The organism is Paenibacillus xylanexedens (genome assembly GCF_007680605.1).
Lineage (GTDB): Bacteria > Bacillota > Bacilli > Paenibacillales > Paenibacillaceae > Paenibacillus > Paenibacillus xylanexedens_B.
Map to the genome: position 1 here is coordinate 1 of NZ_VEIO01000005.1, position 15,131 is coordinate 15,131.

Sequence of the window (15,131 nt, forward strand, 5' to 3'; positions counted from 1 at the left end):
GAGCCCAAATCCATTGCGTTATGATGCGTCAATCTGAGAAAAAGCTAGCTAGTGTCCAATATTAAGGGGTTGAACCGAGGAGAGAGCTTATTTAGGCGAATTTGGGCCATTTTCATTTCTAACGATCACCAGAGACGTTATTTTACTGATTTCGCTACTTTTTGTGGGGATTTTCGTGATTTTTGACGAAATAAGCTTCCTGGTGATCGTTAGAATTCGCACAAAGCATATTGCGGGCAAATAAGCTCTGTGGTGATCGTTACTATGAACGTTTTAGTCAAGCCCAGCACAAAATGCTACAAATTTGTCCGAAGCCCTAAGCGCGGGGGTCCATATGCGAGCGACGGTTGGCACGCTGCTATCCGTGGGTTGGTTACCACATGGTATACCTTCATCAAGGAGAGCGGTTGTAAGCTAGAAACGCACTCACCGAAATTTTTTCTTTAAACCGATGAATGTTGTGGTAGACTGCATAGTGATAGCTCTCTTTTGCTGTGTAGCTCTGAAATGTTGGTCTATTCACTTCCATTTTTACCTACGATGCTCAGCAATATGTGGGGGCTATCCTTGTTTACGTTCATCATAGTAGAAACTTTCGTGGTGGTGTAGAAATAGTTGGTGTCGCATGATTTACGAAAAACAAATTTTTGTGTCCATACCCCTGTGTTCCGTACTCCCTAAGTCCGGCTTATACGCGCCTCGTGTGAAATATGCATAAAAACGTCTGCTTTTTACGATACATTTATGCTACAAGTTGGCGCGGTAGTTCAGTTTCGCTTTTGTTTTGCTGGATGAACGTGTAAACTACAGGGTATGGAGAAGAAGAGCAACGGAATGATTGCTTTTCAAAAATTCATTTCATAATCAGAGTTGAATTCAGGAAAACTAGTTTGGACTCACGGGATGTGTACTGCAGTTACAGGTGTGATTGGAGTAGAGAATCAGGTTCAGATGCAGAACTCGGGCACACGGACGCCAATATCCGGCTCGTATGCCGACTCAGACAATGACATAGACTCAATCAAGTTCAGACGGAGATGCCTATGCATTTCCAGGGGCTAGGGTCTTCTATGGAATGAACTTATCTAAATGAATATACAGAGGTGTAACGATTGGCAAACTTTGAACAACTGGGCATTCGCCCGGAATGGTGCGAGGTGCTGAAACATCAGGGCATCGCCGTGCCAACTCCAGTACAGGAGCGTTCCATTCCCGTACTGCTGGGTGGACGTGATATCATCGCCGAGGCGCAGACAGGCACAGGAAAAACGCTGGCTTTTTTGTTGCCGATTATTCAGAAAATTAACGTATCCGACCGCTCTCCGCAGGCACTGATTATTGCGCCTACGCGTGAGCTTGCATTGCAGATTACGGAAGAAGCGAAGAAACTGACCGCGAACGATGACAAGCTGCATGTCCTTGCAGTGTATGGTGGACAGGATGTAGAAAAGCAGTTGCGCAAGCTGCAAAACGGAACGCAAATCGTTGTAGGAACACCAGGGCGGCTTCTGGATCACCTGCGCCGTGGTACCTTGAAACTCGATAATGTGAAAAAACTGGTGCTGGATGAAGCGGATCAGATGTTACACATGGGCTTCTTGGACGATGTAGAGACCATTTTGCGCGAACTGCCGCATAAACGTCAAACGATGCTGTTCTCGGCAACGATGCCTAAAGGCATTCGTGTACTGGCAAAGAACTACATGAAAGACCCGGAGGACGTGAAAGTTTCCTCGAAATCCGTGATTCCGATTCATCAGATTCGCCAGCAGGTGCTGGAATGTACAGATCGTGGCAAGTTTGATGCACTTCGTGGCATGATTGATACGTATCGCCCGTATTTGGCTATTATTTTCTGCCGCACGAAGCGCCGTGCTTCGAAGCTGAACGAAGATCTGCGTGAAGCCGGATATGAAAGTGACGAGCTTCACGGGGATTTGTCCCAATCCAAGCGGGAAAATGTCATGAAGGCGTTCCGCGATGCGAAGTTGCAAATCCTTGTAGCTACAGATGTTGCCGCACGCGGTCTGGACGTTGAAGGGGTTACCCACGTATTTAACTACGATATTCCGCATGATGCGGAAAGTTATATTCACCGTATCGGTCGTACAGGTCGTGCTGGTGGAACGGGTCTTGCGGTGACGTTTGCAACACAGCACGATAGACCAGAGCTTGCTCGAATCGAGGAAGGTACGAATCAGAAGCTGAATCGCATCCAATGGACAAGCGAAGGGCCGGTCGCTTCTACGGGAGCTTCTCGCCGCGTAATTAATAGCGAGGGCAATGATGAGCGCGGCGGTCGTACTGCCGGGACAGGCAGTGCCCGTCGCGGTGCAGGACGTAACGACCGCCGAGATGGTGGACGTGGCGGTCGTGGATCACGCGGGGGCGAAGGTGGCCGTAGCGGTGGACGCAGTGGCGGCCGTAGCGGTGACGAGCGTGGCGCGAGCCGTGGATCGGCGCGCAGCAGCAGTAGCCGCGGCACAAGCCAAGGCGGCCGCGGTGGAGCAGGCCGCGGCGAAGAGCGCAGCAGCAGCGGCGGCTGGGCCGGCCGCAGCGCCGACAAGCGCACCGCTGGGCGCGGTGGCGCTGGTTCGGGCCGCTCGGACTCCGCAGGACGCGGTCCGAGCAGGGGCGACCGCCGCGATTCTCGTCGCGGGCGGTAACGCACTGGCGCAAGCGGCGATGCAGCCGCATCTTGCGCTAGAAGCATCATAGCCATGCCACCGCAGTAGCGGATGCCGCATGGCTCATATCAAGAGCGTTCGGGTACATCATCGTACCGAACGCTCGAATCAAGGGTCGCGACGGAAACACGTCGCGGCCCTTTTTTACAACCAACGGCACAGCCCTTATTTTACATGCACTTATTCACACGATGTGAACCTCACTCCAGCCCTCACTCGTTGTACAATCACCACGCTATGGTGGCTACACTACTGCTAGGTTTTGATATAATATCACTGTAAGTGGGTCCATTTATTACTTCCATGTTGTCAAATGCTTGCCTTCAGCTGCCGCGATAATCACCTTCTATCACATTACATAGTAGTCAGCTTTTAACCTCACCCAACTACCGTTTTCTTTCAATCCCGAGCGCTAACGATCACGAGAAACCTTATTTGGGCTTTTTTGAAGAGTAGAAAATTCTAACGATCAGGAGAGACGCTATCTAACCAAAAAGATGCAAATGAAGGGCGGATCGTGGTGATTTCAGTGAAATAGGCTCCGTGGAGATCGTTAGGATTTCTAGAGTACCAATTTAGCCGAAATAAGCCCCCCTGTGATCGTTAGAATCTGCGCAATATGAACCAGAACGACAAAACACCTCATCCTAGACCTAAGGACGGGGTGTTTTTGGTTTAAAACTTATATGATGAAAAGATGACACAATATCTTGCTGCTAGGTCACCAAAAATGCAGGGAAGCTTGGTGTACCGTTCGTCTATAGTTAGGGAGCTGATTTGCATTATTTCACTAACGGGTTAACAGGGTATTACACGCGATGCACCCACTTTTTACGAATCCGAATCTGAACTTATCCTAGTCTCGTTACGATATAGACTGGCTTGTTGCACAGACAGTCACCCACGGACATCAGCGTACTGATCCCGGTACTTCTCGTTATACACTCGTCCGACGGACTCCGCGAGTCCACCGCGTGCTTTGGTCGGATAACGTTCAATTGTATGATAGAGACGCATGAATCGGTCTTTAGGCATGAAGCGCGCATAGCGGGTGATCAGGCTGGGAAACAGCTCAATATATTTGCTCTTACGCACGGCAGCTGACGCTACGGAGGTCAGAATCTGGATGCCATTATGCAGTTGTAAAATGTGAACCTCATACGTGGCGATATACCGAATCGCGTCTTCACGGATCAATTCCGGCTTCAGCCTCGCAATTTCGCCAATATACTCGGCGAGCAGGCGCTCGAAGTTCTGGAGCAATAGCGGTTTAAGTTGCAAGTCCATATCGCTACGTAACACGAAGGATTGCAGTAACGCGATCTGTTGTAGCCGAATCCGGTCGTTATAGATCAGGGAGCCGATCTCGCGCAGCATCTCATAGGCGAGTGCCTCGTCTTCTTTTCGCGCTTCGGCAACAAGCGCCCAGTTTCGATTGATCCCTTGGCGAATGATCTCTTCATCCAGTCGCAGCAACTGTCTCATTTCGCGGCGCTGTTCAACCTGGAATGAGCGTTGCTGCATAAAGATCAGACCGCCGAGCAGTAACAGCGTCACCGTAGCAGCAATCATAGACTGATCCAGCGTTTCACCGAAATAAGTAGCTGCGGCGCCGATCAAGAGAACAAGGAAAACATCACGGACCATCCTGCGCTTTACTCGTGAACTTGCTTTTTCCTCTACGGTGACAAGTGTGCTACGTCCGCAGGAAGTGCACTGATCTTCCCAGAGGCAGGTATATTGCCCGCAGCGTTTGCAGATATGCAACTTTTGATAGGCGTATGTCGTTCGATAGAAAGGCCGGATGGATACTACTTTTCTCGTACTACTCATGCTCCATCACGCCCACCATTCAGAATGTTGTATAACGTGCGATCGGTATCTTCGCGAGAGACGGGTTTGCGCCTACGAACCTGAAACGTGATCACCTTGATCATAACAAAAAGAAACATGATGGCGAGGCATACGTATGTAACCATAATTCCGTTCCTTTCTAAGGCTTGAAGATCAAGCGCTGTTATATTGCGGTTTGTTGGTAATAGCTATATCATATTTCCATAGTTGGAGTAAAACTTCCAACAAAAACCCTAAAATCGTCGATTATTGTCAAACATTACAAAACTGTAACTCAGAATAGGGGTGCTTTTCAGATTTTATTAGAAGACTGTTAAGATTTCCTTAAGGCTTGACGCCTATAATAAACTATTCGCATTTTAATCTCAAACGTGAAGGAGTACATCCCATGCTGCGGACACGCAAAATACGCTGGCTCAGCGGAACCCTGGTTCTGCTGACATTACTAACTTTGTTATTGCCTTCAGCAATGCTTCCTCAAGCGGAAGCGGCTCAGGCACAGACGAGTGGAATCGACGCGGTGCTTGTAGCCGATGTCAGCAACTCGATGAATACAAGTGATCGCGACAAGATCAGTAACGAAGCGATGAAAATGTTTATAGATATGCTACCCACCGTCGGCGATAAAGTAGGTATCGTGGCTTACACCGATCAGGTTGAGCGGGAAAAGGCAATGCTTGAGATTCAGTCTGACGCAGATAAAAGCAATCTGAAAGACTTTATCGACCAGCTTGGCAGAGGCCCATACACCGATATATCCGTAGGTGTTGCGGAAGCCATGAACATTTTGAACCATGGTGCCGACCCGTCGCACTCGCCCATGATTGTACTGCTGGCGGATGGCAATAACGATTTTAACAAAAGTAAAGGACGCACCCAGGCCGAGTCGGATGCGGATCTGGCGAAAGCCGTCAAGGATGCGCAAGCAAAAGGTATTCCAGTCTACACGATCGGACTGAATGCCGATGGCAAGCTGAACAAAAATGCACTCGCAGACCTTGCCAAACAAACAAAAGGCAAGTCGTTTATCACCGATACACCGGATGATCTGCCGCAGATTTTAAGTGAAATTTTCGCCGATCATGCCAAGCTGAATGTGGTGAAGCTGCCTTCCGTAACCGGAAACGGCAGTTATCAGGAAGTTACCGTGAACGTGCCGAATGACAGCGTGCTGGAAGCTAATATTTCCATCATGTCCTCGAAGCCGGTGCAAATACAGTTAACTGATCCTTCAGGCAAAAACGTGAACCTGAATTCAAATGAGGCCAAGCTGTCCACGTCCAAAAGTTATTCACTCGTAAAACTGCTGAAACCTCAGGAGGGCGACTGGAAGCTTCGGGTAAAAGGGGCACCGAAAGACAGCATCGATATCAACCTGCTGTTTAATTACGATCTTCAACTCGTCGCGGACCCAATTAAGACCAAGTCCTATACGAAAGGCGACAAGATCGACCTGTCGGCGAGGCTGGAAAATGGCGGTCAGCCGTTACAGGATAATGACCTGTATGCGGACATGAAGGCTACATTGATCGTGAATGACAAGGACACAGGCAAGAGTGAAGAGCAACCGCTCAAGAACACGGGCTCCGGTTTCGCCGGAACCTTTGAAGTGCCGGACAATCACAACTATGAACTGGTCATCCGTGCAGAGGAAGACAGCTTTTACCGTGAAAGCGCACCGATCGTCATCAACGCAGGGGGTACAGGCGGAAGTCAGGCAAAACCGACAACGCCAGCTGCTGCGAACGACAAGCCGTTCCCCTGGTTGCCTGTCATCCTGGGTGTGATTGCCCTTATTATGGTGGCGGCGGGAGGCTGGTTCCTGATGGGCTGGCTGAAACGCAAAAACCGCGGCTTTGTCGGTCAGATTATCGTGGAGATCCGCGATGAGAACACCGGGGACAAGTCCTATCCGCAATACAAAAAGCTGGCATCCTTCCGGGGCAAGTTCCACCTGCATCAATTGTTGCAACTCGACCCTGAACTGAAGGAAACCGAGAAATATATATTCACCCCTGGCAATGGGGACCGATTGATCATCCGGAATACCGCAGGAGGTACGCTGGAGAAATCCGGTCGTGCGGTGGATGCAAGCTCAGGCGTTGAACTGAAGAACGGTGATCGGCTGAGCATCCCGCTGCAACAGGCGGATAAAACGATTTTGATTGAGTATTTGGTGTAACGTGTTAGAGCTCAGTGAATGAGAGCTTTAAAAGACAGATTTCAATTTACACGTTAACGGAGAGGACAGAAAAAAGCTGGAGAAGCGAAGCGTTCGCCTTTATCACCGGATATCAACCTTGAAAAACATATTCAAAGATATCCGGGGATAACAGCGATCGTAAGATTATTCTGTCATCGGAGTGGCAAGTGTAAATGATATTTCTAGTCTTTTTAATTGAATTACAGGGAGGATATTGAATGAAACCGATTGTTAGAGAACATATTCAGCAACTGGATGTATCACTTGGCGGGGGTATCGTCAGTGAGAAAATCAGGGTCGATACGATTGATAACCCGATTCTGATTATCGGTCTGGGAGGAACGGGAATTGACGCGCTGCTACGTCTGAAATATCAGATCAACCGTCGTTTCAAACTGCCACAGGACCCGGTGTCCAAGAAAAAGATGGAGAAGCCGGACAATGTTGAATTTCTGGCGTTTGAAACAAACGAACAGGATCGCGCGAAGAAATACAGAGGCATCGGCCTTGATCCGATCAACGAATTTGTACTGCTTTCGAATGCCGAGATTGGTGGTCTTTTGCAAAATCGAAGCGTGCTGGAGCCGTACATTACAGACTGGCTGTCTCCTGAACTGAGCATCACGGACGGTATGAACGGAGCCGCAGGGGTGCGTCAGGCTGGACGTTTGCTTCTGTTTACGAAGATCAATCAAGTCGTACAGGCCATCGATAAAAAAATCAAAACCCTATCCGTTGGCACAAACAAAAAACTGATGGTATTCCTGCTCACCGGATTGTCCGGTGGTACGGGTAGCGGTTGCTTCCTCGATATTTCCTATATCGTGCGCGGCATCATCGAGCGGGATCACGGCTCTGCCGGAATTGACCGCGTCAACACGCTTGGTTACCTGTTCACGCCTGACGTGAACCTGTCTAACAAAAGCCTGAGCGAACACACACGCGAATATATTCGCAAGAACGGGTATGCCGCGCTCAAAGAGCTGGATTACTGGATGAACGTGGACAGCCGCGGTGAGCGGTTTACCCAGAAGTACGGCAACATTTTGGCCGTGAACTCACCGTTGCCGCCATTTAACCTGTGTCATCTGATCTCGGCGACGAATACGGAAGGCAAATTGCTGGAAAATGCCTACGACTATTGCATGAACGTCACGGCGGAGAATATCACCAACTTTATCTCCAGTGAAGAGAAACAATCGGGTGAGGAATTTGCGATCCACGACTATATCAGCAACATTCGCACCAACATCGCACAGATGAACAAAGTGTACCCGGCCAACTACGACTACAACATCATCGGTGCATCCTCGGCTGTACTGCCGATTGAAGAGATGACCACATATTTGGCGTACCGGATGTTTGACAAAATGAGCACCATGTTCTCGAAAGCACCGAATCAGGAGGATACCGAAAAGTTTGCACGTAAGCTGGGTATTGATCTCGAAAGTGTAGTTAAATCCTTCGAATCCCGCGTACCTGAACCGTTGCCGGGTTACCAGAACAGCGAACGTCTATCCTATGGCAACGTGGTGAAATCCCAGGTCGTCAACATGGATACGGAACTGGAACAGAACTTCCTGGCACGTGCCCGTGAAGAATATATCAAGGCGAAGAAGCAGCTTCCGGGCGAGATTGCGGGTCAGTTTACCGAGCAGATCCGGCGTATGTTTTTGCATCCTGAACAGGGGCCGTTCTATGTCTCTCGTTTGATTTATACCGAAAAAGGATTCTGTGTACTGAAAATGATTCAGTCGTACATCGAAACGCTGCGCGAAAATGCCTTCCGTATCCCTCGCGATATTGAAGCAGCTCAGGAGCAGTCCGAAGAGAAGCTTGGCGATGCGAAGAGCGCTTTTGTCTCCAAAGAGAAGAAAAAGAATGCTTATATTGAAGCGAAAATCCATGAATACTGGCTGCACGCCGATGTGGAACGCAACGACCAGATGATTGAGTTCTATGAAGACCTGTATGAACTGCTGAATCAAGAGAACAGTCGCATTTATAACGTATTTTCCGAGACGCTGAATGCGCTCAGTTCTATCTTTGCCAAGAACGGCGATCTGCTGACACGCGGCGAAGAGCAAACAGATCACAAAGGCAACAAAACGTATTATTGGAACGTGGTAAGTGTACCGGACATCGTGAGCGTGGTGGACGGACTATTGGACAAACGCGACACGGACGATCTGATCCGCGACTTCTCGCGTGAGCTGCTGGAAAATTCGAGCCAGTGGGTGAAGGAAAACGAGATTGATATCGTCAGCTCCATCTCTGATTTCCTGAGTGAAAAATTCGGTGATCTCATTACTCGTTCCATGGAGGACTTCCTGGTGATCAAATACGGGAAAGACGAGTCCGTTGAGAAATTCGTGGAACGTTTCATCGCAGGCAAGCTGGATGACGAGGCCGTGCCGGTGTTTAATCTGAGCAACAGCACAGGCAGTCTGCACTTTCCTTCTTGGGGATTTGTATCCGTGCCGGCACAGGCTCCGGGTATCCTGAAAGGGATTCGGAACTACCAGAACAATGCCGTAGGCAAATCGCACTTTACCGTTAAAGAGAGCGAAGTGCGGAACCGGATTTTCTGGTTGAATACGCGCAACGGGGTACCGCTGTTTGTATACACACCGCTCAAGGTTTATGAAGAGAGTTATGAACGCACGATTTTGGACAAAGAGGGTATTGGACGCCATCTGGTGCAGACGGAGAAAAATAACTGGACGTACCTGCCATCTCCAATCCCGGAAAAATCATGGGGAGATGTGTACGAGAATACCCGAGTGAAGCAATATAACGCGAGGGTTCGCAGTGAATTCGAGCAGGCGCTCGGTTATAAGATTGTTGTAGCCAAATCCGTGGATGAAAATACAAGTAACCGCTATGCGATTGTCACGACGGAACCGTTTGATCTGTCCGCCAAGCTGGCTGCATATGACATGCGTCTGACGTCGAATGCACCGAATCTCGGAGAAGTGAAACGGGCGGTCCTTGAACTGAAACGTCTGCAATCCGAAGGGCTACCACGGGTAGATACGAAGGATATTTTCGGAAGTATTAACGAAGATATGGCGAAAGAAAACCTTGTACGCTCTCCGCAGCTTATCGCGCGGGTACGTGAGGAACTGGCGAAGATGAATGCGATCACTGCAAAAGTGGCTGAACTGGAAGGCATTCTCGCACAGTATCAGGATGAGGAGCAGTGGTATGATCGCTTTATCGAAGCACTCTATACCGATACGATTGTTAAAAAGGGTGCACTCTACGTCTACGACCGTGATCCGGAGGAAGACGCATGGGAACCGTTCGCTAACCTGATGAAAAGCCGTAATTTTGCTGAATACGAAGTGTTTGGCAACTTCCGCGGCCTGTCCGAGAAGGATCGCAGCACATTGCTACGCAAATCCTCCCGTCGCGACAACGACCTGACCGCTTCCGAGGATATTACACCGCTCCTGAGCAAGCTGGATGACCTGGCGGCACTGTTTATGGAGTCACGTGATCGTCTGGAGTATGAACGGGTAGAGCTCGCGAACGGAGAAGACATCTACCAGTTCTACAGAACGATGTCGTCGAAGCTGAACGATATTCGCAGAAGGCTGAAATAAGGTGGCTGATGGTATGAATGTACCAATGAATATGCAGCAAAAGGAAAACGGAATGAGGCATGCACTCAAGCGTGAGCTTCAGAAATATGCCATCCGTTATGCCGTAGAGCAGGAACGCCAAGGGAGCCAAGGGGATGGACGCAGTAGCATCCATTACCCGGCCTTGTTCCTTTTTGTCGGTGATCTGGTGAAACCTGCGGTGTCCGCTGTGCATGATATTAACCAATTGAAGTGGGATAACGAAGACGGTGTAGTATACGTGCACATTGGGACAGATGATGCATCGAATGAAGCCGATTCGGCAAATGCATCGAGTGCTTCGAGTCCTTCAAACATATTGAAGCCAGTTGATGCAATTATTGCAACGAATTCGTCTCACAATCAGGAAACAGCAAAATCAGGTTACGGGGCTGAGTCATCATATGAAAACGATCAGGTCACATACCACCGTTTACCACTCTCCACCTTGCAGTCGCAGCGGCGTTCTTCCAAAACGTTGCGCAAGGATGTGCATCGTAGCTTTCACGAGTCGGCAGCGGCGCTTTTTGGATTAAATCGAATGATGCGGCGGGTAAGCAACCGTATTGCTGACTATGGACGTCTGTACTCGTCCTTTGATCGAATTTACGTAACCGTCATTACCCGGGCCGATGATCCGCTGAATGTACTGTTGCCGGAGATTACAAAGCTGGCTGAGACCATCCTGGCACAGTCCTTCAAGTCGGTACAGACGGATCTGCATGTGCTGGTTAGCGAGATGGAGCAGGTCGATTCCTTCGGATATGCCAGCGCCGCAGGCCTTGCTTTTTTGCGGGAGCTGGATTACATGCAATCGTTGGATTACATGTTCAGCGGCAAGTTGCTGGTGACGGAGGACGGGATATCTATTCCCGTAACTCATCCTGCAGCGCCTTTGTTTGATCTGGTCTATGTACTTTCGGACAAAAACGAACGTGGCACCGGTGTACCCGGCGGCTGGATTGAAAATGCCGAGATCATCTGCCGCATCTGCCTGCTGAAGAACCGAAAGCAGGAGGAAACCTATGAAGATCGGGGTGCCATCGCCAGCACGGGCGCAAATACCTACAATAATACGTCGTTCAAAAATAATATCCGTACCACCTCGGATCAGCATGGGTATGCCAGTGCAGGTTTTGCCGAGATCAGGCGGCCGAACAAACCGATTGCGCTGACCGTGCTGTATCATCTGTACCGTTATCTGCTTGGCCGGATGCAACAGGAACCGGACTGGAGTATCAAGGACAAAATGACCTTTTTCGGACTGGATGCCCCCTCCGTGGAACGTAAGGTGGAGGGGCTGTTGCCAAGCGAAGACCTCGTTAGTGGCATGAGCGGCATCATGACGCATAACCGCAGCTTTGCTGAACTCAAGCCGCTCTCTTTAAGAGAAGCAGAACGAGCGCTGTATGGAGAAGGAGCAGAGGCTTACTTCCGTGAAAACGTTGTTCGTCCGGTGCAGGAGCGTGTGCGCGAGCGCAGTTCTGCGGGGGCCCTTCGCCGTCAGGCCGAGCAGTCTCATATGGAATATCCCGAAATAGGATACTTTCAGTGGGCTGCCTGGAGCGACGGTGAGCCGGGGAGTGTTCGTGAAGCCCTGCTCGCGCTGATCCGCGACAAATCGATGCAGCTCGAATCCGCACGGGCACTGCTGGAGCAGCGTCAGCAAGAGCGGGTAGAGGATCAACCGATCAAACGTGCGCTCTTCCGTGACAAGCAGAACGTGCGTAATCTAATCGATTGTTTACTGGAACGTGTATACGAACCTAAGGTAGACCTGCTAAGGTTGGAAAATGAACTGCATTTGCTCCGTATATACGATACGGAAATGGAAGAACTGCATCGCTACAGTCGTCAAGTTACAACCTCACTTGAAGCACTGGAGCGTACATTGCGTGAAGCAGCGGAAGAGAGTATTGCCGCCGCTGACGAATATATTGGTCAGAACGTTATGGAGTATTACGGCAAAGTAACGGAAGAACTGATCGCCGATCTGGAGGCAAGACGGGGACGGGAAGTATGGTTCGAAGATCGCTACATGGGAGACATAAATGAGCTTGCGATAAAAGGCAGTGACCGTTTGCTTGCACGCTTGATGGAAGTTTGCCGTGAATTGTTGCTTTCCGCGGAACCGCTTCGCTTGTCGTTTGAAGAGGAACTACTGCAGCGAGCTAATGTAACGATTACGTACAGGGATCGGGATGTATTGACCCGCGATGATCTATTCCGCAGGCTGTATCGTACATTAGAAGATCAGGCCGTTGTCCGAATAAGGGTGTTCGACTATACGCAAGAGCACCGGTACGAAGAGAAGTACTTTTTTGGAGACCATCACAGTGCTTTTATGGACTATGCGGCACATGCCGAGGAAACCTCGCGCATTTATAAACTGGGTGTAGTCTATGAGGAACGTAGTAGCGGAGTGGAGAAGCTTAACTTGATGGGCGGGTTCCATTTGGAAGATCTTATGGTGTACCGTAACGGTAAGGTGTACTACGATTCTTATACGGAAAATGGTTATGAGCTTCACCCTGCGGAGCTAGCAGAGAAACTATCTCCGCTTCGGTAGCGGAATGAAAAAACATAAAGCACAATGTACGTTGGAAGGGGCATCCTGTTAAGGGAGTGTAGAGGTAAACCATCTTTAAGTTTAACTTGCTTAGATTAAGCAGAGGAGTCCTTCTATATTTCGTGGGTACTAAGTCAGCCCGCTTCTGCGGGTGTTGAGAAAGGATGCATGTAGACATGCAGCGAAAAATCAATCTTCTCCTGGTGCTGTTCAGCCTGATTGGCGGAGCAGTGGGTTTTGCGGCAGGAGAAATCATGCTGCATCAGTGGCTTGGCGAGATGCCACGCCTGCTGTTGATGGGGCTATACTTTGGCGTATTAGCACTTAGTGTTGGACTGTTCTGCCTGCTGGCAGAGATGATCTCACCAAGACTGAACGGTGCTTCGTGGAAGCTCAGGTATCTCAGCTTGTCCTGGAAGCTGCTTGTGCCTGCAACGCTAGCACTGCTCCTGATTGTGGGGATGGGATTGCAACTGCTGTACCAGATCAATCCGGGCGGAGCAAAACAGGTCAAAGACATCATATTGATGATCGACAATTCGGGTAGCATGAACGAGACTGACCCTAATAACGGACGGTTTGAAGCAGCCAAGACGCTCATCAATCAGATGGAGAGTGACAAACAGGTGGCGGTGATTACATTTCATGACCAACCGCAGCTGCTACAACCGTTCATCGCTGTAGATAGTGAAGCCGCCAAAAGTGAAGTGAATAGTAAAATCGACAGCATTGTCACGACGTCCGGGGGGACGAATTTTGATGCAGTGCTTCAGGAAGGCATGAAACTGATCGAAGGTAAACAAGATCCGAAACGGGGAACAGTCGTTATTCTGTTATCTGACGGATTCAGTGATGCTGATATCTCAGGCATTTTACCAAAGTATGCACAGGAACAGGTGGCCATCCATACCGTTGGTTTGAGCCTCGTAGACCCTTCGGGTACGGATTTGCTCAAGAGCATTGCTCAGCAAACCGGCGGGATGTACTATGATGTACCTGACGCAGGTGGGCTGAATGTAGCGTTCCAGCAGATTTACGATACGATTGATGAACGTACTCTCGTGACGGAGCGTACAGGTGCGATGGAACACAGTATGTATCTGGCCATTTTCCGTGTTGTGGCTTTGCTGTTGATCGGTGTGGCGCTTGGCGTATCACTGGGACTTGTGTTTGATAACCGTCATCTTGCGCTCAGTTTTGGTGTGGGCGGTGCGGTATCAGGCTTATTAGCCGGACTGTTACTGGAGTGGGGGCTAGATGGTTCAAGTGTGGGTGATGCTTTCGTTCGATTGGGAGCGATGTTAATCCTGTCAGGTGTACTTACCCTCTTCTCCTGGATTGTTCCGATTAAAGAGAACACACCACGCAAGAGCAAAGGGCGCCGGGATGCAGGTCGTGGAACTTCATCTGCGGAAGGATTCGGTAGGCGGCCAAGAGATACACGTAGCAAAGGATTTTAACATCGGGGAGGTCAATGGAATATGCGGTTTATGAATGCAGATGCAGATTCTTCGGCTCCCCGGATTCGAAAGCTGACGCTCGCAGTAGACGAAGGTCGTTGTACACTTCGCTGGCTCTGGCCGGAGCAGCTTGAGGCGGTATACGTGGAACGGTTGGAGCTTAATCTCATGAATTCTGATCGTGTGGGCGAAGAACACAGGAGCGTTGCTGATTATGGCGATCATCCGGTTGAATCAACACAAGGCAGGCTGAAGCTGTATACGCGAGAGGAGTACAAGGCGAATAACGGGTATGTGGATCGAATTACAGGCTTTGGTGCAATCCAGTATACGGTGTACGCATGCCAGATGCATGAGGATGGGCCTGTGCTGATTCGTCAGCAGGATGAAGATAATCAGGGCATTGCAAGTGCAGGCAAGGCGGATATCCGCTTTGCCATTCGCTATAAGAGCGGTTTTTTTCAGAAACGCAAGACCGTGTTGATCACCGTAACCGCTGAGGTACCTGTGCCTAAAGAAGCGCTTTGTTATGTTCGCAAACAAGGTGGCGTTCCGTTGAACAAGGACGATGGAACGGTGTATCCGTTTGTGAGTGATTTTGTACCGGGGAAAAATGAAATGCCGTCCGTGGAAGTCGCCAAAGACGACTATGTGAGGTTATTCTTCACGGACGGCCCCAAATACGGAGCCGCTTATCGGCTGATATCCGATTGAACAGACTGACGACTGAAG

At 49.7% G+C, this 15,131-nt stretch carries 8 protein-coding genes; 6 read left to right on the forward strand and 2 right to left on the reverse strand.

Annotated features, from left to right (window positions below):
- Positions 1 to 1,112: 1,112 nt before the first annotated feature.
- Positions 1,113 to 2,666, forward strand: a complete 1,554-nt coding sequence (locus FS818_RS20750; protein ID WP_145334301.1) for a DEAD/DEAH box helicase — start codon at positions 1,113 to 1,115, stop codon at positions 2,664 to 2,666.
- Between the two features lie 918 nt (positions 2,667 to 3,584).
- On the opposite strand, the gene FS818_RS20755 is transcribed toward FS818_RS20750, so the two are convergent.
- Both FS818_RS20755 and FS818_RS28960 read right to left on the reverse strand, forming a co-directional pair.
- Positions 3,585 to 4,520: a hypothetical protein gene (locus FS818_RS20755; protein ID WP_145334303.1), complete on the reverse strand. Its 936-nt coding sequence runs from the start codon at positions 4,518 to 4,520 to the stop codon at positions 3,585 to 3,587.
- On the reverse strand, positions 4,517 to 4,666 hold the full coding sequence (locus tag FS818_RS28960; protein ID WP_186331757.1) for a hypothetical protein: 150 nt from the start codon (positions 4,664 to 4,666) through the stop codon (positions 4,517 to 4,519). Before FS818_RS28960 ends, FS818_RS20755 begins: the two co-directional genes overlap by 4 nt.
- Before the next feature lie 263 nt (positions 4,667 to 4,929).
- On the opposite strand from FS818_RS28960, the gene FS818_RS20760 reads away from it, so the two are divergent.
- The 5 genes from FS818_RS20760 to FS818_RS20780 all read left to right on the forward strand — a co-directional run bounded on the left by FS818_RS20760 (position 4,930) and on the right by FS818_RS20780 (position 15,113).
- Entirely contained in the window at positions 4,930 to 6,723 is a 1,794-nt protein-coding gene (locus tag FS818_RS20760) for a vWA domain-containing protein (protein ID WP_145334306.1), read from the forward strand.
- A 239-nt stretch (positions 6,724 to 6,962) separates the two neighbouring features.
- Positions 6,963 to 10,352: a tubulin-like doman-containing protein gene (locus FS818_RS20765; protein ID WP_145334308.1), complete on the forward strand. Its 3,390-nt coding sequence runs from the start codon at positions 6,963 to 6,965 to the stop codon at positions 10,350 to 10,352.
- Between the two features lie 13 nt (positions 10,353 to 10,365).
- Positions 10,366 to 12,939, forward strand: coding sequence for a transcription initiation factor TFIID (locus FS818_RS20770; RefSeq protein ID WP_260989931.1), 2,574 nt, complete (start codon positions 10,366 to 10,368; stop codon positions 12,937 to 12,939).
- 176 nt (positions 12,940 to 13,115) lie between these two features.
- Positions 13,116 to 14,399, forward strand: coding sequence for a vWA domain-containing protein (locus FS818_RS20775; RefSeq protein WP_145334310.1), 1,284 nt, complete (start codon positions 13,116 to 13,118; stop codon positions 14,397 to 14,399).
- Between the two features lie 21 nt (positions 14,400 to 14,420).
- The gene (locus FS818_RS20780; RefSeq protein ID WP_145334312.1) at positions 14,421 to 15,113 is read left to right on the forward strand and encodes a beta-mannanase; all 693 of its coding nucleotides are present in this window, start codon (positions 14,421 to 14,423) and stop codon (positions 15,111 to 15,113) included.
- Positions 15,114 to 15,131 lie beyond the last annotated feature (18 nt).

Excerpts from the sequence above, each read along its gene's own strand:
- FS818_RS20755 (WP_145334303.1), bottom strand. The coding sequence starts at position 4,520 with ATGAGTAGTACGAGAAAAGTAGTATCCATCCGGCCTTTCTATCGAACG.
- FS818_RS28960 (WP_186331757.1), bottom strand. The coding sequence starts at position 4,666 with ATGGTTACATACGTATGCCTCGCCATCATGTTTCTTTTTGTTATGATC.
- FS818_RS20760 (WP_145334306.1), top strand. The coding sequence starts at position 4,930 with ATGCTGCGGACACGCAAAATACGCTGGCTCAGCGGAACCCTGGTTCTG.
- FS818_RS20765 (WP_145334308.1), top strand. The coding sequence starts at position 6,963 with ATGAAACCGATTGTTAGAGAACATATTCAGCAACTGGATGTATCACTT.
- FS818_RS20770 (WP_260989931.1), top strand. The coding sequence starts at position 10,366 with ATGAATGTACCAATGAATATGCAGCAAAAGGAAAACGGAATGAGGCAT.
- FS818_RS20775 (WP_145334310.1), top strand. The coding sequence starts at position 13,116 with ATGCAGCGAAAAATCAATCTTCTCCTGGTGCTGTTCAGCCTGATTGGC.
- FS818_RS20780 (WP_145334312.1), top strand. The coding sequence starts at position 14,421 with ATGCGGTTTATGAATGCAGATGCAGATTCTTCGGCTCCCCGGATTCGA.